General features: G+C 69.6%; 22 protein-coding genes and 1 pseudogene. 15 read left to right on the top strand and 8 right to left on the bottom strand.

Annotation, left to right across the window (positions count from 1 at the left end; all coding sequences use genetic code 11):
* Positions 1-25: 25 nt before the first annotated feature.
* Positions 26-331 (bottom strand): annotated as a pseudogene (locus ABGB18_RS08745) (transposase); the annotation flags it as partial.
* Between the two features lie 47 nt (positions 332-378).
* On the opposite strand from ABGB18_RS08745, the gene ABGB18_RS08740 reads away from it, so the two are divergent.
* The 3 genes from ABGB18_RS08740 (at position 379) to ABGB18_RS08730 (ending at position 2,340) form a co-directional block, all read left to right on the top strand.
* Positions 379-900 carry a hypothetical protein gene (locus tag ABGB18_RS08740; RefSeq protein WP_347694867.1) on the top strand — a complete coding sequence of 174 codons (522 nt, stop codon included), beginning with the start codon at positions 379-381 and terminating at the stop codon, positions 898-900.
* Positions 901-1,434: 534 nt separating this feature from the next.
* Positions 1,435-1,626 carry a hypothetical protein gene (locus tag ABGB18_RS08735; protein WP_347694866.1) on the top strand — a complete coding sequence of 64 codons (192 nt, stop codon included), beginning with the start codon at positions 1,435-1,437 and terminating at the stop codon, positions 1,624-1,626.
* A 462-nt stretch (positions 1,627-2,088) separates the two neighbouring features.
* Positions 2,089-2,340 carry a hypothetical protein gene (locus ABGB18_RS08730; protein WP_347694865.1) on the top strand — a complete coding sequence of 84 codons (252 nt, stop codon included), beginning with the start codon at positions 2,089-2,091 and terminating at the stop codon, positions 2,338-2,340.
* Between the two features lie 49 nt (positions 2,341-2,389).
* On the opposite strand, the gene ABGB18_RS08725 is transcribed toward ABGB18_RS08730, so the two are convergent.
* Genes ABGB18_RS08725 through ABGB18_RS08715 form a run of 3 tightly spaced genes read right to left on the bottom strand, consistent with a single transcriptional unit; the run spans position 2,390 to position 3,942 of the window.
* Positions 2,390-3,235: an alpha/beta fold hydrolase gene (locus tag ABGB18_RS08725; protein ID WP_347694864.1), complete on the bottom strand. Its 846-nt coding sequence runs from the start codon at positions 3,233-3,235 to the stop codon at positions 2,390-2,392.
* Between the two features lie 39 nt (positions 3,236-3,274).
* Positions 3,275-3,439: a hypothetical protein gene (locus ABGB18_RS08720; RefSeq protein WP_347694863.1), complete on the bottom strand. Its 165-nt coding sequence runs from the start codon at positions 3,437-3,439 to the stop codon at positions 3,275-3,277.
* 35 nt (positions 3,440-3,474) lie between these two features.
* A complete protein-coding gene (locus tag ABGB18_RS08715; RefSeq protein ID WP_347694862.1) occupies positions 3,475-3,942 on the bottom strand; it encodes a nuclear transport factor 2 family protein in 468 nt (155 codons plus the stop codon).
* Between the two features lie 337 nt (positions 3,943-4,279).
* Between ABGB18_RS08715 and ABGB18_RS08710 the strand changes: the two genes are divergently transcribed.
* The 3 genes from ABGB18_RS08710 to ABGB18_RS08700 all read left to right on the top strand — a co-directional run bounded on the left by ABGB18_RS08710 (position 4,280) and on the right by ABGB18_RS08700 (position 8,521).
* Complete coding sequence (locus ABGB18_RS08710; protein WP_347694861.1) at positions 4,280-5,152, top strand: helix-turn-helix transcriptional regulator; 873 nt, start codon at positions 4,280-4,282, stop codon at positions 5,150-5,152.
* A gap of 364 nt (positions 5,153-5,516) precedes the next feature.
* Positions 5,517-7,013, top strand: coding sequence for a phosphoesterase (locus ABGB18_RS08705; protein ID WP_347694860.1), 1,497 nt, complete (start codon positions 5,517-5,519; stop codon positions 7,011-7,013).
* A 233-nt stretch (positions 7,014-7,246) separates the two neighbouring features.
* A complete protein-coding gene (locus tag ABGB18_RS08700; protein WP_347694859.1) occupies positions 7,247-8,521 on the top strand; it encodes a serine hydrolase domain-containing protein in 1,275 nt (424 codons plus the stop codon).
* Positions 8,522-8,553: 32 nt separating this feature from the next.
* Here ABGB18_RS08700 and ABGB18_RS08695 read toward each other — a convergent pair whose 3' ends face one another.
* Complete coding sequence (locus ABGB18_RS08695) at positions 8,554-9,480, bottom strand: SDR family NAD(P)-dependent oxidoreductase (protein WP_347694858.1); 927 nt, start codon at positions 9,478-9,480, stop codon at positions 8,554-8,556.
* 157 nt (positions 9,481-9,637) lie between these two features.
* On the opposite strand from ABGB18_RS08695, the gene ABGB18_RS08690 reads away from it, so the two are divergent.
* Together ABGB18_RS08690 and ABGB18_RS08685 are read left to right on the top strand one after the other, a co-directional pair.
* A complete protein-coding gene (locus tag ABGB18_RS08690) occupies positions 9,638-10,474 on the top strand; it encodes a helix-turn-helix domain-containing protein (protein WP_347694857.1) in 837 nt (278 codons plus the stop codon).
* A gap of 64 nt (positions 10,475-10,538) precedes the next feature.
* Positions 10,539-10,841 carry a hypothetical protein gene (locus tag ABGB18_RS08685; protein ID WP_347694856.1) on the top strand — a complete coding sequence of 101 codons (303 nt, stop codon included), beginning with the start codon at positions 10,539-10,541 and terminating at the stop codon, positions 10,839-10,841.
* Between the two features lie 1,023 nt (positions 10,842-11,864).
* On the opposite strand, the gene ABGB18_RS08680 is transcribed toward ABGB18_RS08685, so the two are convergent.
* Entirely contained in the window at positions 11,865-12,209 is a 345-nt protein-coding gene (locus tag ABGB18_RS08680) for a hypothetical protein (protein ID WP_347694855.1), read from the bottom strand.
* 230 nt (positions 12,210-12,439) lie between these two features.
* On the opposite strand from ABGB18_RS08680, the gene ABGB18_RS08675 reads away from it, so the two are divergent.
* On the top strand, positions 12,440-13,342 hold the full coding sequence (locus tag ABGB18_RS08675; RefSeq protein WP_347694854.1) for a helix-turn-helix transcriptional regulator: 903 nt from the start codon (positions 12,440-12,442) through the stop codon (positions 13,340-13,342).
* Positions 13,343-13,393: 51 nt separating this feature from the next.
* Here ABGB18_RS08675 and ABGB18_RS08670 read toward each other — a convergent pair whose 3' ends face one another.
* Complete coding sequence (locus tag ABGB18_RS08670; protein ID WP_347694853.1) at positions 13,394-13,894, bottom strand: chorismate pyruvate-lyase family protein; 501 nt, start codon at positions 13,892-13,894, stop codon at positions 13,394-13,396.
* A gap of 152 nt (positions 13,895-14,046) precedes the next feature.
* Positions 14,047-14,577 (bottom strand): EF-hand domain-containing protein, encoded by a 531-nt coding sequence (locus tag ABGB18_RS08665; RefSeq protein WP_347694852.1) that lies wholly within the window; start codon positions 14,575-14,577, stop codon positions 14,047-14,049.
* Between the two features lie 168 nt (positions 14,578-14,745).
* Here ABGB18_RS08665 and ABGB18_RS08660 point away from each other — a divergent pair, with 168 nt between their 5' ends.
* The 6 genes from ABGB18_RS08660 to ABGB18_RS08635 all read left to right on the top strand — a co-directional run bounded on the left by ABGB18_RS08660 (position 14,746) and on the right by ABGB18_RS08635 (position 18,942).
* Entirely contained in the window at positions 14,746-15,561 is an 816-nt protein-coding gene (locus ABGB18_RS08660) for a methyltransferase domain-containing protein (RefSeq protein WP_347694851.1), read from the top strand.
* 382 nt (positions 15,562-15,943) lie between these two features.
* Positions 15,944-16,537 carry a 3'-5' exonuclease gene (locus ABGB18_RS08655; RefSeq protein WP_347694850.1) on the top strand — a complete coding sequence of 198 codons (594 nt, stop codon included), beginning with the start codon at positions 15,944-15,946 and terminating at the stop codon, positions 16,535-16,537.
* 539 nt (positions 16,538-17,076) lie between these two features.
* Positions 17,077-17,277 (top strand): sigma factor-like helix-turn-helix DNA-binding protein, encoded by a 201-nt coding sequence (locus tag ABGB18_RS08650; RefSeq protein ID WP_347694849.1) that lies wholly within the window; start codon positions 17,077-17,079, stop codon positions 17,275-17,277.
* Complete coding sequence (locus tag ABGB18_RS08645) at positions 17,274-17,495, top strand: hypothetical protein (protein ID WP_347694848.1); 222 nt, start codon at positions 17,274-17,276, stop codon at positions 17,493-17,495. Before ABGB18_RS08650 ends, ABGB18_RS08645 begins: the two co-directional genes overlap by 4 nt.
* A 105-nt stretch (positions 17,496-17,600) precedes the next feature.
* Complete coding sequence (locus ABGB18_RS08640) at positions 17,601-18,362, top strand: SDR family NAD(P)-dependent oxidoreductase (RefSeq protein WP_347694847.1); 762 nt, start codon at positions 17,601-17,603, stop codon at positions 18,360-18,362.
* Between the two features lie 97 nt (positions 18,363-18,459).
* Positions 18,460-18,942, top strand: a complete 483-nt coding sequence (locus ABGB18_RS08635) for a redoxin domain-containing protein (protein WP_347694846.1) — start codon at positions 18,460-18,462, stop codon at positions 18,940-18,942.
* Positions 18,943-19,002: the final 60 nt, after the last annotated feature.

Below are 19,002 nucleotides of genomic sequence, written 5' to 3'. Positions count from 1 at the left end.
GATGGCATCGACGGTCCGGTCCGCGTCAGGCAGCGTGACGCACTGCCCAGCCCGCAGCACCGCGTGAGGCGATGTTGCGGGCCGCGTTGACGTCGGCGTGCTCAGCGAAGCCGCACGACGTACAGAGGAAGGTTTCCTGGCTGGGCCGGTCGTTCTTGTCCACATGGCCACAATGCGAGCATTGCTGGGAGGTGTAGGACGGGTCCACGTGGATCACGGCGACCCCGGCACGGGCCGCCTTGTAGGCGATAAAGGCTCCCAACTGGTGGAAGCTCCACGAATGCAGCGTGACCCGCTGGGGCTTGCGAAGCCGTACCCGCTCGCGGATGCCCAACGCGGTGGGGCGTTTTGTCGCAACCGAGGCGTAGCGTGCCCACCATGAGGAACGGGCACATACCGCTTGATGGCGAGCAGTGGCAGCCGGGGGACCTTGTCGTCGACGCCGATGGCGGTCTGTTCACACGCGCGAGTGTGGACGACGAAGCCAGGGGGCTGCCGTGGGGGTCCCCGCAGGACGTGACACGCCGCACCGACGGCGGCGTCCACGTACCGAAGGGCGAACTGGGGGAAGTGGTGCCGGCGCGGCCGCTCACGCTGTTGCTGCGCGATGCTCAACCGGTTTTGCCGGCCGCGCCCGCCAACGCCTCGACGGTCTTGGGCACTCAGGCCCGCCAGGTCGCGACCTCGGCGGGCGTCGGTGGCTTGTTTCTGGCCGCCACCGCGTTCGATCCCGACGGTGCCGGGGACCTGAGAGCGGCGAAGTTGCGCGCGGAGTTGCTCGATACCGTTGTCGTGGTGGACACCGGTGAGGCCCTGGCGGCGATGTTCGGCGGTGCGGCCGATGGGCTGCTGGTCGAGTTGGCGGAATGGCATCGCCGCACTGTGGAGGAAAGCGCTTAGCCGTGGCCACCGCTGAGCCCGGGAGGGAACGCCGTTCCGGCAGGTCGATGATCGCGAGGTTGCTCCCAGCGTCCTCGTGGCGGAGCACACCGTGAGGCTCGCCAGGGGTGGCGTGGGGCGGAAGGCGTCGTTACGCGGCGGAATTGTCGGCGGGCTGCGGCATAGTGAGTACACATGAGCGAGTCGTCAGTCAGCAGTGTCGTGGCCGAGCCCGTGATCCATGGTGATGGCATGCGTGACCCCGGTGCCCGTCCTCGCGCGGACGACCGCCCGCACGAGGACGCGGAAGAGGCTCCTGCGGCAGCCGACCAGCCGCTCACCTGCCCGAGTTGCCAGGGAGTGATCGTCGACGTCGGCTCGCAGGCCTACACGTCAGGGCGTGCGCGGCTGATCGTCACCCATGGATACTGCGGGGGGAAATGCTCCGGCGAGCCCACGCCAACGTCGGCACCAGCCTGATCGCCGCTCGGCTGGAGTCCGGGACTCGGCGGTGGACCTCCGAAAATGTCGGTCGCCCCCGGAATAATGACCTTCATGGTGATGACCATCACGCCGCCTGGCACCTCCACGTCTCCCCCGCCGGTCGGCCTCCTCGATGGCCCGGGCGGCCTGCTCTACCTCCTCCCCCACGCCCCGCTCACCATCGATGACTGCGAGACCCTGGCCGCGGCCCTCGCCGCACGCGTCGCCGCGGCGCGCGGCCTCCCGTCACCGGCGGCAGGGTGACCGGCCCGGGCGGACACGCGCGCACGCCCGGCAGAGTGACCGGTCCGGCGGGGCACACCCACGCCCGGCCGGGTGTGCCCCGCCGGGCGTGGGCGTGCGGGGGGCAAAGACCGGTCATGGTGGGTGCGGGGGCGGTGCCAGGGCGTGACCGGGTCCGGGGCCGCCCCGCCGGCGCGGACGGCCGAGCGGGAGGAGCCATGGGCCCGTCCCCGAACCACCGGAAAGAAGTTCGCCGATGACGACGCAGATGGAGGCAGCCATCGCCCCGATGTGAAGGCTCCCCGGGAGGTGCGTGCTTGTGCGTGTACGTGGCCGGCGGTGCGGGTGTTGTCAGTCCGGCAGCAGGTGTGACACGAGGTCGCGTGCCCATGAACCAGGTACGCGGGAAGCGCCGCGCTGTCATGGCCCCCTGCAACTGAGGCGGGGACGGACCCAGCCCTCAAGGACTCATACTTCGAGAAGATGGTCGCGGTGCGGCAGCCCGCGGGCCTGCGTTCCATCGAGGGTCTGGTGCGCTGGGACATGGACGCGGCGCTGCGTGAGACAAAGCAGCCGATCACCGTGTTCGCGATACGTGACCTGGTGACGCAAGAAGCGATCGACCGCTACGGGGACCGTCTCGGCATCGTGCTCGTCGACCTGGGCAGCCACCACTTCCCGGTGGAGGCACCCGAAGGCACGGCGAAGCTCCTGGCAGGCGTGGGAAGCGAGTAGAGACGAGCATGATACGGGATCCCGCTTCCCGGCCGGGATCAGCCCCGTGTCAGCCGATCGGGGTGATGATGCCGGCCAGCTCGCCGGGCGTGGAGAGGAATGGCGAGTGGGAGGCGTCGAGCGCGCCGACGGAGGTCGGGTTGTCCGGAAAGGCCGCGTCGGCCTCGGAGACGAACTTCGCCTGCACCCCCGGCGGGATCGCCATGTCCCGCGTGCAGACAAGGTACGTGCGCCGCACCGATCCCCAGCCGTCGTGGGTCAGCGTGGTGGTGCCCAGCATGATGCCGATCGGACCGTCGGGCGTCAGCAGGCCGGTGGCGGCGTCGGCGAGGACCGGGTCCACGTCACCATAGAACGCCTCGTAAAGCCGCTGCCGGTAGGCCGCGTCGTCCGTGGCCAGGTCGAGCCGCAGCGCGCCTGTCTGGGCCGGGTCGCCCTGCAACAACGGCGCTACCCGGCCACCGACGGCCTCCGGAATCTGCGTGTAGGCCGCAGCAGGCGTGCCAGATGCCGGCATGTACGCGGAAAGGTACACCGCGTGCGCAACCAGTTCGGGCGTCCGCTGGGCCACTCGCGTCAGCACGGGGCCGGCCGCGCTGTGGGCGACCACCGTAACCGGCTCGCCACCGCCGATCCGCTTGATCTGAGAAGTCAGCAACTCGGCCGCATCGTCGAGACTCACGTCCGCGACGGGCGAAACCTCTGTGCTGACCGCCTCGGGATTGTACGGCTGTTCGGTGAACCACTGAGGGCGGCGGGCGTACAGCCCGTGCCCCGCCATGTCCACCGCAACGGCCAGACGCCCGGCGGCCACCACATGAGGGACGACTTCGCTCCAGCACCAGGAGCCGTGCCAAAAGCCGTGAACGAACACCAACGTGGAGGTGGCGGACATGAATCCTCCCTAATCCGACGAGTAAGTCCGATCTTCCGGTCATTGGTCGCAGGCGGTCAGTGACCGGGTGATCGGTGCGTTGTTGTGCCAGGTCTCGGCAGCCATCGCCAGGACGCGCTGGGGCGACCCGGACAGCGACGCCCTCGAATGACCGGCCCCCGTGGTCTTCCAGGTCGAGCTGGCCTTGGGGAGCGACGTCGGCATGACTGCCCACACTCTCGTGCTCGGCCCGTCGGCCCTCAGGCGTCGACGAAGGCTCCCAGGGTGTCGATGCCGAGGCGCCAGGTGAGGGTGAGGTGCTGCTTGAGCATCCGCCATCCCTCAGGGGTGCGGACGAGCTCCCAGTCGTAGGCCCCGCCCATATCAAAGTGATCTCCGGGCGCCGTTCCGTCCGGGACGCCGACGAAGAGCATGTAGCCGACGCCCTTGGCACGGTCGCCGTCGATCTCAACATGGGTGTTGTGCACATAGTGCATCATCGCCGCGTACGGCGACTCCGCGTCCTTGACCGCCTTGAGGATCGCCTCGCGCCCCCGCAGCGGTTCCCACGGGCCGAAGGAGAACTCGGCCTCGGGGTGCCAGCAGCCGATCCAGGTGTCCCAGTCCTTCCCGTCGAGCGCGCGCCAGCCCTTGATGAGCAGGCCGCGGATGGCGTCCTTGTCCTCGAGGATCTGGAGTCGCGTATCGAGGTCGCTCGTCGTGTTCATCACTACTCCCGGCGAAGTCGAAGCCGTTCGTTGCGTCGGCATCGGTGAAACTCCTTTCCGGCGGGTTCGGCGGCGGGCCCATGGCCCGTCCCACTCGGCTTCCCTGGGTGTCGCGGCCGTCCCGGGACGCGCATTCATGCTCGCCGCCCTCGCGCCGGCGAGCATCACCCAGATTCCCCGCTCTCCCTGCCACGGCGGCCTACGTCCAGCACACCACTCCCCGGCCCGCGAAAACCGCTCCGAGCAGGCCCTGAACGGGCAGGCACCAGGAAGGCAGGTACCAACAGGGCCACCTTCCCGCGACCGCGTCGCCCGCCGGCTGGATCACACTGGTGTCATGGACCGTAGAAGCGAACTCGCCGACTTTCTGCGCTCCCGGCGCGCCCGCATCTCCCCCGACCAGGCGGGACTACCGGCGGACGGCCGCGCCCGGCGCGTTCCCGGACTCCGCCGCGACGAGGTCGCCCGCCTGGCCGGCATGAGCACCGAGTACTACACCCGCCTCGAACAGGGCCGCGCCGGAACCCCATCCCCGGAGGTCATCGCGGCCCTCACGCGCGCCCTCCACCTCGACCCCGCCGAACACGAACACCTCATCGACCTGCTGGCCCGGCCCACTCCCGCACGCCACGCCCCGGCCGCCCCGCAGCGGGTCCGGCCCGGCCTGTATCTCACGCTCCAGACCCTGGACCACGTCCCCGCCTTCATCCTCGGCCGCCGCACCGACATCCTGGCCACCAACCACCTGGCACGCCAGGTCCTGACCGACTTCGACGCCCTCCCCGCCCCACACCGCAACCTCGCCCGCTACTACCTCCTGGACCCCCACGCCCGCGACCGCGTCGGAAACTGGCCGCAGATCGCCGCCGAAACCGTCGCCATGCTCCGCCTCGAAGCCGGCCGCCACCCCAACGACCGACGCCTCGCCGACCTCATCGGCGAACTCACCCTGCGCTGCCCCGAATTCACCACCTGGTGGAACGACCACCGCGTCCTGCGCCGCACCCACGGCACCAAGACCTACCACCACCCCGACGTCGGAGAACTCCACTTCTCCTACGAATCCCTCCAGCCACCCGGCGACCCCGACCAGATGCTGGCCATCTACAACGTCGAACCCGGCTCCCCCACCGCCGACGCGCTACGGCTGCTGAGCAGCTGGGCCGCCTCCAGCCCTCAGGCACCCGCCCAATCCGCAGACGCGCGGTGACAGTCATGCTGATGGGTGACATCGACATCCATCCATGACCGAGGGCACCTTCCGTGCTTCGCCCGCCTACTTCGGCGACCACGCCCTGCCCGACGGCCATGAGGACCTGTTCGTCCCCCGACCTCGCCCGAACGGGTCCGCGAACGACTGTTCCGCGAGCTCGAAGACGAAGTTCACGTCCTGCGGACCCCCGTCATGCTGGAACAGACCGCCACCCGCATGCCCCAATTGCGTAAACCCGCCGCCCCCGCGACGGAGTTGATCAACAGTTCGCACATTCCCCGGCCCCCGTTCATGCGGCGTTAAGTGATCTCTTCAAGGCTTGCCGGTTGGCACCCCAACTTGCAGCACGAAAGGCATCACCTTGAGGAACAAGAAGGCCGAGGAGTCCGAGCTCTCCGGGCTTTCCCGCCGCCGCCTGGTCAAGTACGCCGGCGTCGGCGCCACGCTCGCCGCCGCCGCCCCCATGATCGGCGGCACCCCCGCCCAGGCCGACGACGACCGCAAGTTCGGCGGCAACGGCGGCAACAACGGCCGGATGTGGCGCGCCGGCGACCACCACATCCACTCCGAATACAGCGGCGAGTTCGACACCAAGACCAACCCGCCGACGTTCCACAAGGGCGCCGACGCCGTCTACCCGATCGTCACCAACGCCATCATGGCCAAGTTCTTCGGCCTGACCTGGGCGATGTGCACCGACCACGGCGGCCCCACGCACTCCAAGGTCAACCTGGAGCAGGCCTACCCCGACCTGCTGCGCTCGCGCGTCCTCGTGCCCGAGGTCCTGCAGTTCTGGGGCATGGAGTTCGACGCCCCCGCGATGGACCACCACACCCTGATGATCCCGCACCACAGCGACGAGGCGCAGCAACTGTTCGAGCTGGAGAGCCGCTTCGCCAAGTTCGACGCCTTCCCCAGCGACCCGGGCCGCGACACCGAGGCCAAGATGGTGGAGTTCCTCAAGGCGGCCCGCGACATGCGGCGCAAGCCGCTGGTGATCGCCCACCACGCGGCGCGGTCGGCGACCGGGCTGGGCGTCTGGGGCCAGGACACCCCGCGCGAGTTCCGTAACAACAACAACACCGCGCCCGACGTCTACGTCGGCTTCGAGGGCGCGCCAGGCCACCAGGCGGGCCCGCTGAACGGCGGTGCGCGCGGCGGCTACGGCAGCCACCCCACCTACGGCGGCTTCGACCAGATGACCGCCCGGGTCGGCGGCCTGTGGGACTCCCTGCTCGGCGAGGGCCGGCACTGGTGGATCACCGCCACCTCCGACTCCCACGTGCACTGGACCCGCGGCGGCTCCGACTTCTGGCCCGGCGAGTACAGCAAGACATACGTGGCGGCGCGCCAGGACTACGACGACATCATGGACGGCCTGCGCAACGGCCGGATCTTCGTCACCACCGGTGACCTGATCACCGCCCTCGACGTCACCGCCAGCAGCCAGGGCCGCACGGCCACCGTGAGCGAGACGCTCGTGGTCAGCGGCCGCAACCGCAACGACGTCGACGTGGAGATCCGCTTCCGGCCGCTGGACGGCGAGAACGCCAACGGCGACCGTCCGGAGGTGCGGCGCGTCGACCTGATCGTCGGCCAGGTCACCGGCGTGAGCGCCAACCTGGACGCCGACACCAACCCCACCACCAAGGTCGTGGCCCGCTTCGGCGAGCGCGACTGGCGCCGCCAGGGCCACGACTACGTCATCAAGTACACCCTGCGCGACGTCGGGGCCGACAGCTACCTGCGGGTGCGCGGCACCAGCACCGACGAGATGGAGCCGCAGGCCGACGGTCTGGAGAGCCCGTGGGAAGACCTGTGGTTCTACTCCAACCCGGTCTTCATCCGCGTCCGCTAGACCCTGTCGCGGTTTCCCGGCCCAGAAGGACATGAGAAGGGGCTGCCGATCGGCGCGTGCCGATCAGCAGCCCACCTCTTCACAGCCGATGGCGGAAGAGGCACCCGTGGGCGCCACCGTGCGGCAGGCCCTCCCCCGGCAGGCGTCGGCCTCGCCGAGGGCGTCACCGCAGCCAGTAGGCGATATCGGTAAAGCACATCCGATAACGCCAATGATCCACTAGAAATCTGCTCATGACGACATATAGTCCGCATCCGTCCGTGCTGAAAAACCTGAGCAGGCGACGGTTCCTGGCGGCGGGCGCCGCCACTGCGCCCGCCCTCGTGCTGGGAACTTCGCGCCCGGCGCTCGCCGCGACGGTCCAGACCGCGGGAGTGGCGCCGGCCGCGCTCGCCGGCTTCGACAACGTGATGAAGACCTACATCGTGGAGCGCGGGATCTCCTGCGCGCAGCTCGCCATCACCAAGAACGGCAAGCTCGTGCTGGCCAGGGCCTACCGCTACAGTGACAACCCCTCCGTGCCGACGTTGACGCCCACCTCGCTGTTCCGCATCGCGAGCCTCAGCAAGCACATCACCGCTGTGGCGATCATGAAGCTGGCGCAGGACGGCAAGCTGAGCCTGGGGACGTCCGTCGCCACGCTGCTCGGGCTGCCGACCACGGCCGACGCCCGGCTGGCGAACACGACGGTGTGGCGGCTCCTGCAGCACACGGGCGGATGGGACCGCGACATCTCGGGCGACTACCTGTACATGGACCACACCATCTCCAGGTCGCTCGACGCCTCCCTGCCGATCACGCGCGACCACATCATCCGGTACGCCTGCGCCCGCCCGCTCGACTTCGCCCCCGGCAGCAGGTACGCCTACAGCAACTACGGCTACATGCTGCTCGGCATGATCATTGAGAAGGCGTCGGGCATGTCCTACGAGTCGTACGTCAAGTCGAAGCTCCTGGCGCCTGTCGGCATCAGCCGTATGCGGCTCGGCCGTACGCTCAAGGCGCAGGCCGCACCTGGCGAGGTCGTCTACGAGTCGGCGGAGACGAGCAAGACCGTCACCGACGCGTCCGGCACGATGGTGCCGGCGCCCTACGGTGGCTTCAGCATGGAGAACCGCGGGCCGAACGGCGGCTGGCTGGCCTCGGCGGTGGACCTGGTGCGCTTCGCGCGCATCCTCGACGCCCCCGGCACGGTGCTGAACGCCACGTCCATCGGCAGGATGGTGGCCAAGCCGGAGATCGGCGTCACGGAGAGCGGCTCGTGGTACGGGGCCGGCCTGTGGGTCCGCCAGGTGACGGGGCACCTCAACACCTGGCACAGCGGAGGGTTGCCGGGGACCTACACCTACACCGCCCGGCTCCAGAACGGCTTCACCTACGCCGCCCTGTTCAACCGGAACCAGGAGAGCGGATCACTGGACTTCGACGTGCTCAGCCCGCGCATGAACACCCAGATCGGCAAGGTGACCACCTGGCCGACGACGGACCTGTTCCCGCGCTACCTCTGATCCATCGCGGGACGCCGCCCGTACCACCACAATCACCCCCGGGGATTCGCAGCGGGCCGGGCGCCGGGCGGAGTGTCCGCGACCGGCCGGCCCGCGTCGGCGGGGAGACCGACGAGCCGGGCGCTCTCGCGCCACAGGCGTTCCACGCGCTCCGGGGCGGTGGTGTGCGGTGCTGTCTCGACGGCCCGGCGCTTGACGAAGAACCCGCCTGTCACGCCCTCGACCTCGTCGGCCGTCGCCAGCCACAGCGGGGTGTCGGCGCCGGTCTCGGTCCCGGCCGCGAACAGACCGCAGAGCGAGCCGAACACCTTCAGCGCGCCGCGATCGTGCCGGTCGAGGCGGCCGCCCCTGATGATTCCCGGATGTGCGCCGTTCACGGTCGTGCCGGTGCCGGCGAGCCTGGACGCCAGCGCGTACACGAACATCGCGTTCATGTTCTTGGTACGCGCGTAGGCGACGAACGGCCGGAAACTGGGCGGCCAGCCGAGCCCGCGCCCGGCCTCCAGATTGAGGTCGTCGAGCTCGACCGGGACGCGGGTGAGCCCGCGCGGAGACCCGCCGACGACGACGAACCGGCGGGGCCTGCCCGTCGGACGTTCCGCGAGGCGGCGCAGCAGCAGGTACGGGGCGAGGTGGTTCGTCACGAGTGTCCGGTGGAACCCGTCGGGAGTGCGGTCGTCCAGCGGAGCGATGACCGCGGCATTGCTCACCACGATCGACGGCACGCGCTCGCCGAGCCGGTCCGCGAGTGCCCGCACCTCGGCGAGGTTCGCGAGGTCGACCGGCTCGGTCTCCAGGTCGGCTCCCGGAACGGCCTCGCGGATGCGCCCTCGCGCCAGGTCCAGCCGGGTGCGGTCGCGGGCGACGAGCACGACCGTCGCGCCGGTACGGGCGAGACCGGCCGCGATCTGCTCCCCTATCCCGCCGCTGGCGCCCGTGACGACGGCGAGTTCGCTCATCTGACCGCTCCTTCGATGGGGTGACGCGTGCCCTGCGTGATGGCCGGCGATCCGGGGTTCGGTGTTGACATGCCTCCACCGTCACGCATGCCGGTCGAAGGTCCCAGGTACCCGCAGTACCACTCAGTTCGCACGCCGAGATGAGAGCCTGGTGTTCATGACGACCGGTGAGCTCGCCCGGGCCCTGCGCTCGTGGCGCGACCGCGTGACCCCGTCCGACGCCGGGCTTCCCGAGGTCGGGCTGCGGCGTACCGCCGGGTTGCGTCGCGAGGAACTGGCCGCCATCGCCGGGATCTCGGTCGACTACCTCGTCCGGCTCGAACAGGGACGGGCACGCAACCCGTCGACGCAGGTGCTCGCGGCGCTCGCCCGTGCGCTGCGCCTCTCGGCCGACGAACGTGACCTGCTCTACCGCGCCGCCGGGGCCCAGCCGCCCGCCGCCGGCGTCGTACCCCGGCACATCGGCCCGGGCACCGCCCGCATTCTCGACCGGCTCGCCGACACCCCGGTCGCGGTCTTCACCGCGAGCTGGGACCTCATCCACGCAAACCCGCTCTGGAACGCCCTGCTCGGCATCGCCGAAGCCGTGTCCGCCCGGTCCGGCAACCTCGTGTGGCGGCACTTCACCGGCGTCCCGAGTCCGGTCGTACACATCGAGGAGGAGCACGACCGGCTGGGACGGGAACTCATCGGCGACCTCCGCCGCGCGATCGCGGCCTACCCGGACGACCGCGGGCTCACGGCGCTCGTGGCCGACCTCCGCGCAACCAGCCCGACGTTCGCGGAGCAATGGGACGACTACGCGGTCATGCCCCGGACGGCCGAGCGCAAGACGATCCACAGCCCGGCGGTCGGCCTGGTCACCCTCGACTGCGACGTGCTGGCGACCCTGGACTCCGATCTCCGGATCATCGTCTACACCGCCCGTCCGAACAGCGAGGACGCGACCAAACTCGACCTGCTCCGCGTCACCGGGCGCCACGAGGCCACCTGAACGCTGAGACCGAGCCGGGTTCACGCCTGGCCGGCGGGTGCCGCCGTTGTCGTCATACCAGTAGATGTCGGTCGACGACAGCCGCACCGGTGAAGTCCACTGGTACTGGATCCACGCCTCCTGCGCGGGGCTGGTGCCGTTCCGCTGCTGGCCCCAGGTTCCCCAGCCGGTCCCGGCGCCCGGATTCGAGTTGCTCGGAGTCGTGGCCTCGTTGACCCGCTGGGGGTTCTCCCACGAGGCGGAGCCACTGGTGGTGATCGTCGCCGACGCGCCGAACTCCGCGGTGGCCTCGCGCTCGGAGAGAGTCACCGCCACGGTCGCCGCGGACCGCCGCTCGCCGTCGTCGGCGAAGAACCGGAACGTGTAGTCGCCGGCGAACGTGCCGGTCACCCGGGTCGAGAGCGCCTCCGGGTCGGCGAAGATGACGCCCGCTCCCTGCGGCGCCGAGACGGTCTCCCAGCCGAACATGGCAAGGGGGGTCTGGTCGGCCGGCCGGCGGCGCTGCGGCCGTCCTGGCGCGGGAGGGGCCAAGTCGAATGTGAGCGTTAACAAGCGGGGGAATCTCGGGCACGTGGGTGTCCCAGGCGCTCCACTGGCACTCCTTCCGATATGTCCTGACATGGCGTCCGAAACTACCTAAAAGGATTTCGAAACGTAGAAGAATCCGGTGGCGCTGTCAATGGCGGAAGTCCCGGTAGATGGGCATGGGTTGCCGTAGAGGGAGGTGAGGAAGGGTTTGCGATGGAGCGCGCCGGCAGGCGCCCATAACCAGCGCGGCCGTCCTGGAGCCGCGGCGAGAGCCGCTGGACCGTTTCTGGGTGACCGCTGAGGCCGCGAGGTGGCGCGTTGCCCGAGGCACTGCTGTCCCGGCAGCCTGACCCTGGCTTCCGGCACATGGCGGGGATGGCCGGTTCCGGTCACGTGCCCGCGCTTTTCCTACGCCTGCGGTTGACGTGGCTTCGCGGACACCGACCCTCCCCGAGGAGGGACATGTTCCCGGGCCCGATCAGGCGCGCCGCCATGGCCGCCGTCTTATCCACGATGCTCGCCGTACCGCTGTCTGTCGGAGAAGATCTCCGGCGAGCAGCTCGACTCGCTCTTCCGGACATGGCTGTTCGAGCCCAGCAAGCCGGCCAACCCGCCCGCGGTGGTGACGGCCAAGGCCCGGACAGGACTTCCGGCCTCCTGCGAAAGCCACAAGAGGTTCCACGAACTGCTCCACGGCCCCGCCTGACGGGCTCCGCCACGCGCGCAGCCCTGTCGCTGCGCGCGTGGCCGACCGGCCGGCAAGCACGCGGATCCGCTCCCCCGTCGCCGTACCGAACGGCTCACCGTGCCGGTTCCGCCGCCGCCGCAGCGCGACGAGCGACGGCCGCGGGCGTGCCCGGGGTCAGCAGGAGCGGACCTCGTCCAGGAAGGACGCTGCGCCGTAACGGAAGAAGTATGTCTTGCCCGCCCCGAGCACCTTGCACGGGCTGTCGAAGTTGTACTGGATGACGATCTTGATGCGGATGGTGTGGCCGCAGTCGTTGCGCACCTTCACCCATTTACTGACGTCGTGTCCCGTCCAGGTCGTCGCGCAGTCCGGGGCACTGTCAAGGGCGGTGCTCGCGTCAGCGACGGCCGACACTCCGGCAGACGCGTAGGCGGAGGCCGACGCGCCATAGGCGGGCAACGCGACCAAGGCGGCAGAGGTGAGCGTCGCCACCGCCATGAGTCGGAACTTTCCTGTCATGTTCATCCATCCCTCTCGACTGATGATCTGTGCGACCGCGCTGATTCGGTGGAGCCGCCGAGTGGCGGCCACCTTCAGCTCGGACGCCTGGATTCGGCCAGGCGCAGCCAGCTCACCTGGGCAGACAGGTGTCCAACAAGGCACGCAACACAATTGGACGCAATTGACCGATCTTGCACAGCGGACGTGCGACGCTGGAGAGCCAGCCGCGCTCAGGAAGGTGGTCCCAGATGAGCGACGCGGTGACCTCGCCTCCGCCGGATCCGGCGGAGGCGAGCGACGCCCGGGAATTCATCGACATGCTCGACCGGCTCAGGATCTGGGCGGGGCGGCCCTCACTGCGCCGCCTGCGCCACCTGGCCGGCCGCTCGCTCACCCCCGAGGGCCACCAGGTGGACGGCCTGCCACCGAGCACCGTGTCCTACATCCTCAACGGACGGGGGCTGCCCGGCCTGCCGCGGCTGGCCTTCGTCGAGGCCTACGTGACCGCGTGCCTCACCGCCTGCGACCTGCCGCCCGAGCAGATCAGGACTGAGATCGCCCGCTGGCAGGACGCCTGGCGGCAGATCGCCAGCCCCGACGACCTTGACCCGGCCACCCCGCAGGCCGAGCAGGCGGCACCCCCGGTGCCGGCTTCGGAGCCGATGCCCGCCCGGCCGGCCCGCGGCCGCGTCGCGCTGGTCGGCCTCGCCGGCCTCGTGGCGGGCGCGCTGATCGCCACGGGTGTGGCCCTGCTCCTGTGGCCCGCCGGCAAGGCGATCCCGTTGGTCCGCGGCGAGGATCCCAACCGGTGCGACTCGCCCAACGTCTGCTTCTATGATCACGGGCAGACCGGCCACTTCCGCGACGTCACCGACGACTATCAATCCCTCAACGACAGCCGCGACACGCTGGCCATGGTCAACCCCCGCAAGGACGATGTGGTGTGGCTGCGCTGGGAGGACGGTCACAGCGAGTGCACCATGCCCTTCACCACCTACCGCCTGGCCCCGAAGGTGGCCGAGATCCGCATCAGCCGTGACTACCGCTGTCCCTCGTACAGAGGCGGGCATCGCGCCGTCGTGGACCCGGCCGCGGTCGTTCCCGCGCCACTGCCGCCCTGCTACGCCACCACCCCACAATCACGACCTTGAAGTCCGGGGTTCGCCGGAGCCGGCACAACCCGCAGCGGACAAGCCCTCGGTTCAGGTCTTGACGCCGGGCGGGACGATGTCCGGGTTGAAGGTCTCCCAGACGAGCATGAGGGGGGTGGTGGCGGCGTGGATGAGGTAGGCCTTGGACGCGGCATCGCGCTGGTGGGCGCTCCATCGGGCGAGGCCGCTGGAGCACTGGCGGCGTCCATGCTCGATGTCGTGGGCGATGAGGGCGAGCCCGAGCGGGCGGGCGGGGTCCGCGGCGATGCGCCGCATGAGGGGAACACCCAGCGAGACGATCACCTTGTTGCGGGAGACCGGCATGCCGTGGTGATTGAGCAGCACCGAGCGGCGGACGGCGACAGTGGCGCCGTCGGCGAGCTGCAGCAGGGTCCGTACGTCGGCGGGCACGCGGTCGGCACGCCGGTCGGCCAGATCCTGGAGGCGGGCGCTGATCGGGCCGCCCGTCAGCGCCTGGAGCAGCAGGGTGGTCGAGCCGTCGCCGGCCAGCAGCATACGGGTGAGCGCACTGGTGAAGGAGCCGACCGCCACCGGCCGCAGACCCTCGGGCCGGTAGGCCGGAAGGGAGGGTCGCGGCCGGTCAGGCCAGGTTTGCTGCCCGGCAGGCGCGCCCTGCGGACCGGTCTCACCGCCGAGGGCGTGGCCGGTGCGGAGCGGCGCTGATCGGGTATGTGTCACGCCGGCTATGGGGCCAGCAGTTGCCCGGGGATGACCGCCGAGGAGCTGATGTAGAAATCCCTGATCGCCGCCGCCCAGTCGCCGGTGGAGACCTGGCCGCTGTCGCCTGCGAGCTTGGAGAAGAGCCGTGACACCTGCGGTGGCGCGAAGCCGATGGCCATCATGCAGGCGATGAAGTCGGCCTGTTCGACCTGCCCGTCGTCGTCGGTGTCGCAAACGGCGGCCAGAGCGCGGGCGTAGGGCAAGCCGTACCGGTCGAAGTGGAAGGCGTCGGGGATGGCCGCCGCGTACTCCTCGAAGGTGACGACGCTGTCGCCGTCATGGTCGATGCACTCGGCCAGGCCCTGCCAGTAGAGGCGGCAGCCCTCCCTCAGGGCGTGAGCCTTGGCCGAGTCCCCGTCCGCCTCGACGGCGTTGAGAACGCGGTCGGCCAGCAGGTCGAAGTCGCCCGCGTGCAACTGGCCGTCGCCGTTGGCGTCCAGAAGCGCGAAGCGGGCCCGAAGGCGGGTCAGGCGGGACGTGGCGTCCATCGACATGTCGTATCTCCTCATGGGACAGGAAGGAATGGCCATCGAGGTGGTCAGGGCAGCACATCGTTCCCTCCACCCATCACTCACTCAAAGTAATGTTATAACTACATGAAGTAAAGCAACAGGTGATCGCCCAACCCTGACGCCGGCCCTGACCACAGCAAGGAAACCCAGGTGACCCGATCGGCTCCAGAGTCACACAACGCCACCTACCTGCTCGGCTCCTCGACCGCGGAGCACCGGCGGCTGCTGGCCCAGGGCGACCTCCTGCGCGACGTCGCGCGCCAACTGCTCAACCGCCTTCCACTCCCCGACCAGGCGCGCGCCATCGACGTAGGCTGCGGCCCCCTGGGCATCCTCGACCTGCTCAGCGACAAGGTCGGGCCGCACGGCACCGTCGTCGGCCTCGACAGCGACGAGCAGATGGTCACCTGGGCCCGGCAATCCATCACGCGCCTGAGGCTGGCCAACGTCACGACCACGCTGGGCACCCTCTCCGGCGACGGCGAGCCGGCCTACGACCTGACGCACTGCCGGCTCCTGCTGATCAACAGCCCCGACCCGGAGGCGATCGTGACCTCGATGGCCGCGGCCACCCGCCCCGGCGGCTGGATCGCCGTACAGGAATACGACTGGGCCACCTGGCACTGCGACCCGCCCCACCCCGCCTGGGGCACGCTCAAAACCCTGCTCGCCTCGGCGTTCGGCGGGGACGTGCACATCGGGGCCCGACTGCCGAGCCTGCTGCGCGACGCCGGGGGCTGCCAGGACGTCCACACCACGGCACACACCTTCTACTGGCGCGCCGTCGACCCTTACCAGAGGCTGCTGCTGCACTTCGCCAGCCTGTTCGGCGAGAGGCTCCACGCCCGCGGCATCGGCCCGCACACCCTGGCCACCCTGACCCGCGAGCTTGGCGACCATCTCGCCCGCCCGACCACCATCGTGCGCGAAAGCCTGCTGGTGCAGGCCTGGGGCCGCAAACCCTGACCGGACCGCGGCACCTCACCACCGGTTGGCACCTCCGCCCTGGACAAGGGGCGGCTGACGGTCTGGGAAATGCCGGGAGCTCAATATGAGTCGTGCACGAGCATTCAGCCCGGATACGGAGCGCCTTACGCCATTCTTGGGAAATCGCCCACCGTCGTGAACCCAACCGGCCCTGAACATTCAATTAACAGGTCGTGCGCCACCAGCCGGAGGTTCGCCACGCGTCCTTGACATCACGTCAGCCTTGCGGTGACCGCCGACGGGGAAGTGCCATGAGAATACCGGGCCGGCCGGCAGAGGTAGTAGACTCCTGCGGTGTGCATCAGCCTGATGCAGGGGCGTGACGTGAGCGACATATCACTTGACGACAAAGGGAAAACGCTTGTCCACCTTTGTAATATTTGACCTTGAGTTCACCTCATGGCCCGGCGCCCTCGAACAGAACTGGTCGGCACCGGGGCAACGTCGCGAAATCGTGCAGATCGGTGCCCTGCGGCTGAGGGAAGACTTTTCCATTGTCGAGGAGTATGAGGCGCTGGTCCGGCCGGTGACCAATCCGATATTGTCGGCTTACTTCACCGAGCTCACCGGCATCGAGCAGGAAGCAGTGGATCAGGACGGGCTCCCCCCGGCCACGGCGCTTGACGAATTCCTGGGCTTCTGCGAGGACCAGACGGTGCTCTCCTACGGCAACGACATGGTCGTGCTCGGAGAGAATGTGGGCTGGGCGCGAGCTCGCGACGAGGAGATCAAGAACAGCTTTCTCGCCGCCAGATTCCTGAACATCCGGCCCTGGCTCAACACCATCGCCCCGGCGACGGCATCGGTCAATGTCGGCCGGCTGTGGCAGGTGCTCGGCCTGCCCAAACCCGCGGCCGGGCGCGAACATTCAGCGCTTTTCGACTGTTACTCGTTCGCCGCGGCCATCAAATGCCTGTGCGGTGCCGGGGCCACCTTGCCGGAGGGTTGTTTCTAGCCTCGCCGTCAGCGTAGGAGGCAGAAGTCCTGCAGGCCGTCCTTCGTCGCGCTCGCAGCGGATGACGGGGGCACCCGGGTTGCGATCCTTTTCCCGGCAGTCGTCGGAGGACAGCACGTTCTCACCGGTGCCGAGGACCCTCCGGCGGCCCGGACTCGGTCGGGTCGGTGCCGTCGCTCAGCCGCTCCGCCCACGCCGATCTTGGAGTTGTACAGGACCCGGAAGGTGAGCCTCTTGCGCCATACGAGCAGCCGGTCGATGAACGGCGCCACCAGGAGCAGCGCGATTCCGAACAGGACCAGGCCCCACGCCCCCGAGGAAATCCACCAACTGCCCGAGCAGCGCCACCGACGCCCCCTTCGCAGACTGGTTCAATTCTCGCCAGGTCGGGAGATGGCGGCCGGTCAGTACCGATCGTTCACAAGGAATTCGTTCCCTGGCACGAAGGCGAGGACTGGGAGCGGCTGCCCGACCGGTTCGGGTTCGACCCGGCCCGGGAGTCGGAGTGGCGCGATCTGCTCGCCGCGCTGCGCCGGGCGGTGGAGGAGGAGCTGACCGAACGGCAACGCCGGATCTTCGTCGCGATCGTCCTCACCGGGGTCCCGCTGGACGCCCTGGCCCTGGAGCTGGGCTCCAACCGGAACGCGATCTACAAGACGATGTTCGACGCCAGGCGTAAGCTCCGGGCCGCCCTCGCCGCGAACGGTTATGTGGACCACGACGAGTCGAGGCGATCATGAGCGGCTGGGCTGAGCTGGACCGCTTCCTGGACACCGACCCACGCGACGTGGGGTGCGAGGAGGCGATGGCCATGCTCCACGTCTACGTCGAGCTGGTGGCACAGGAGGCCGGAGCCGAGCGGCGCCACCCGGGCATCGCCGCCCACCTGCGCGCGTGCGGCCCCTGCTCGGACGACTTCGAGGGCCTCCTGGCCGCGATCAGCGGCCCGGCGGGCTGAAAGCACCCGGCGGCGCTCCCGCCGGCAGTCATGCGGGCCCGGCGCCTCCCTATGACGTGTGTCACACGCCGGTAAGAGTTCGCCGGAACCTGTCGCCAATCGTGCATGACTGAAGATTCCTTCGCGGGCAGGACCGCCCTGGTGACCGGGGCCGGCCGCGGCATCGGCCGAGCGGCCGCCATGGGACTGGCCGGTGGGGGCGCGACCGTCGCGCTGCTCGCGCGTTCACACGACGAGCTCGCCGAGACCGCCGGCCTCATCAGAGACCAGGGCGGGTCGGCACTCGTGGTGCCGGCCGACCTGGGCGACGACGGGCAGCTCTCCCGGGCGATCGGCCGGGTACGCGACGCGTTGGGCGCGGTCGACATCCTGGTCAACAACGCGGGTGTCGTGTGGCCGCTGGGGTCGAGCACCACAGTCGACGTCGTGGAGTGGGCCGCCGCGATGAAGGTCAACGTGGTCGCCCCCGTGACACTCACGTTCGCGTTCCTGCCTGGCATGATCGAGCGGGGCTGGGGGCGCGTCGTCAACGTCTCCACCGGTGCCGTCGCCAACCCGGCGGCCATGATCGGCGGCAATGCGTACGTGACCGCCAAATCCGCGCTCGAAGCCCACACGATCAACCTCGCGCTGGAGCTCGACGGCACCGGGGTCACCGCCAACGTGTACCGCCCGGGGCTGGTCGACACCGCGATGCCGAGCTGGATCCGCGCCCAGGATCCCGCCCGGATCGGCACCGCGCTGCACCAGCGGTTCGTCCGCTCGCACGCCGACGGCAACCTGCTCACGCCGGAACACTCCGCCCGATCGCTGCTCACCCACCTGACCGACGACCAGCGCACCGGGCAGGTCTGGGAAGTCTCCTGACCTCGCCTGACCACGGGCGAGCCGCGGTGTGCGCCGCCGGCCTTTCCCTGGCCGGTCCCCGACGATCGGCCGACCAGCCCCGAAGGAGATCAGAGAAATGAACCTGCTGCATCCCGGTGACAAGTTCCCGGCACTGACGGTGTCGCTGCCTGGCGCGGAGACGCTCCAACTGCCCGACGCGCTCGCCGGCGGCTTCGGAGTCGTGCTCTTCTACCGTGGCTCGTGGTGCCCGTACTGCAACGCCCAGCTCCGCGCTTTCCAGCGGTCGCTGGAAAGGCTCGCGGAGCTGGACGCCAGAGTGGTCGCGGTCTCGGTCGATGACGAGGCCACCACCGAGGCGCTGATCGACAAGCACGGCCTGCGGTTCCCGGTGGGCCACAGCGCGGACGCGGCCGCGTTCGCCCAGGCGACGGGGGCCTTCGTCCACGACGACCCCACCTACCTGGAATCGACCGGCTTCGTCCTCGGCCCGGAGGGCAAGGTGATCGTCAGCGTGTACTCCAGCGGAGCCATCGGCCGCCTCGTCCCCGAGGATGTCGCCGGCCTGATCCGCTACCTGCACGAGCACCAGGGCGCGTAGCCGGGGCGCTTTCGCGCACCCCATCGACCTGCGGGTGGGACCTCTCCATGAAGCCCGCGC

The organism is Nonomuraea sp. B12E4 (assembly GCF_039871825.1).
Taxonomy (GTDB): Bacteria; Actinomycetota; Actinomycetes; order Streptosporangiales; family Streptosporangiaceae; genus Nonomuraea.
This window is presented reverse-complemented; position numbering and strand designations above follow the sequence as displayed.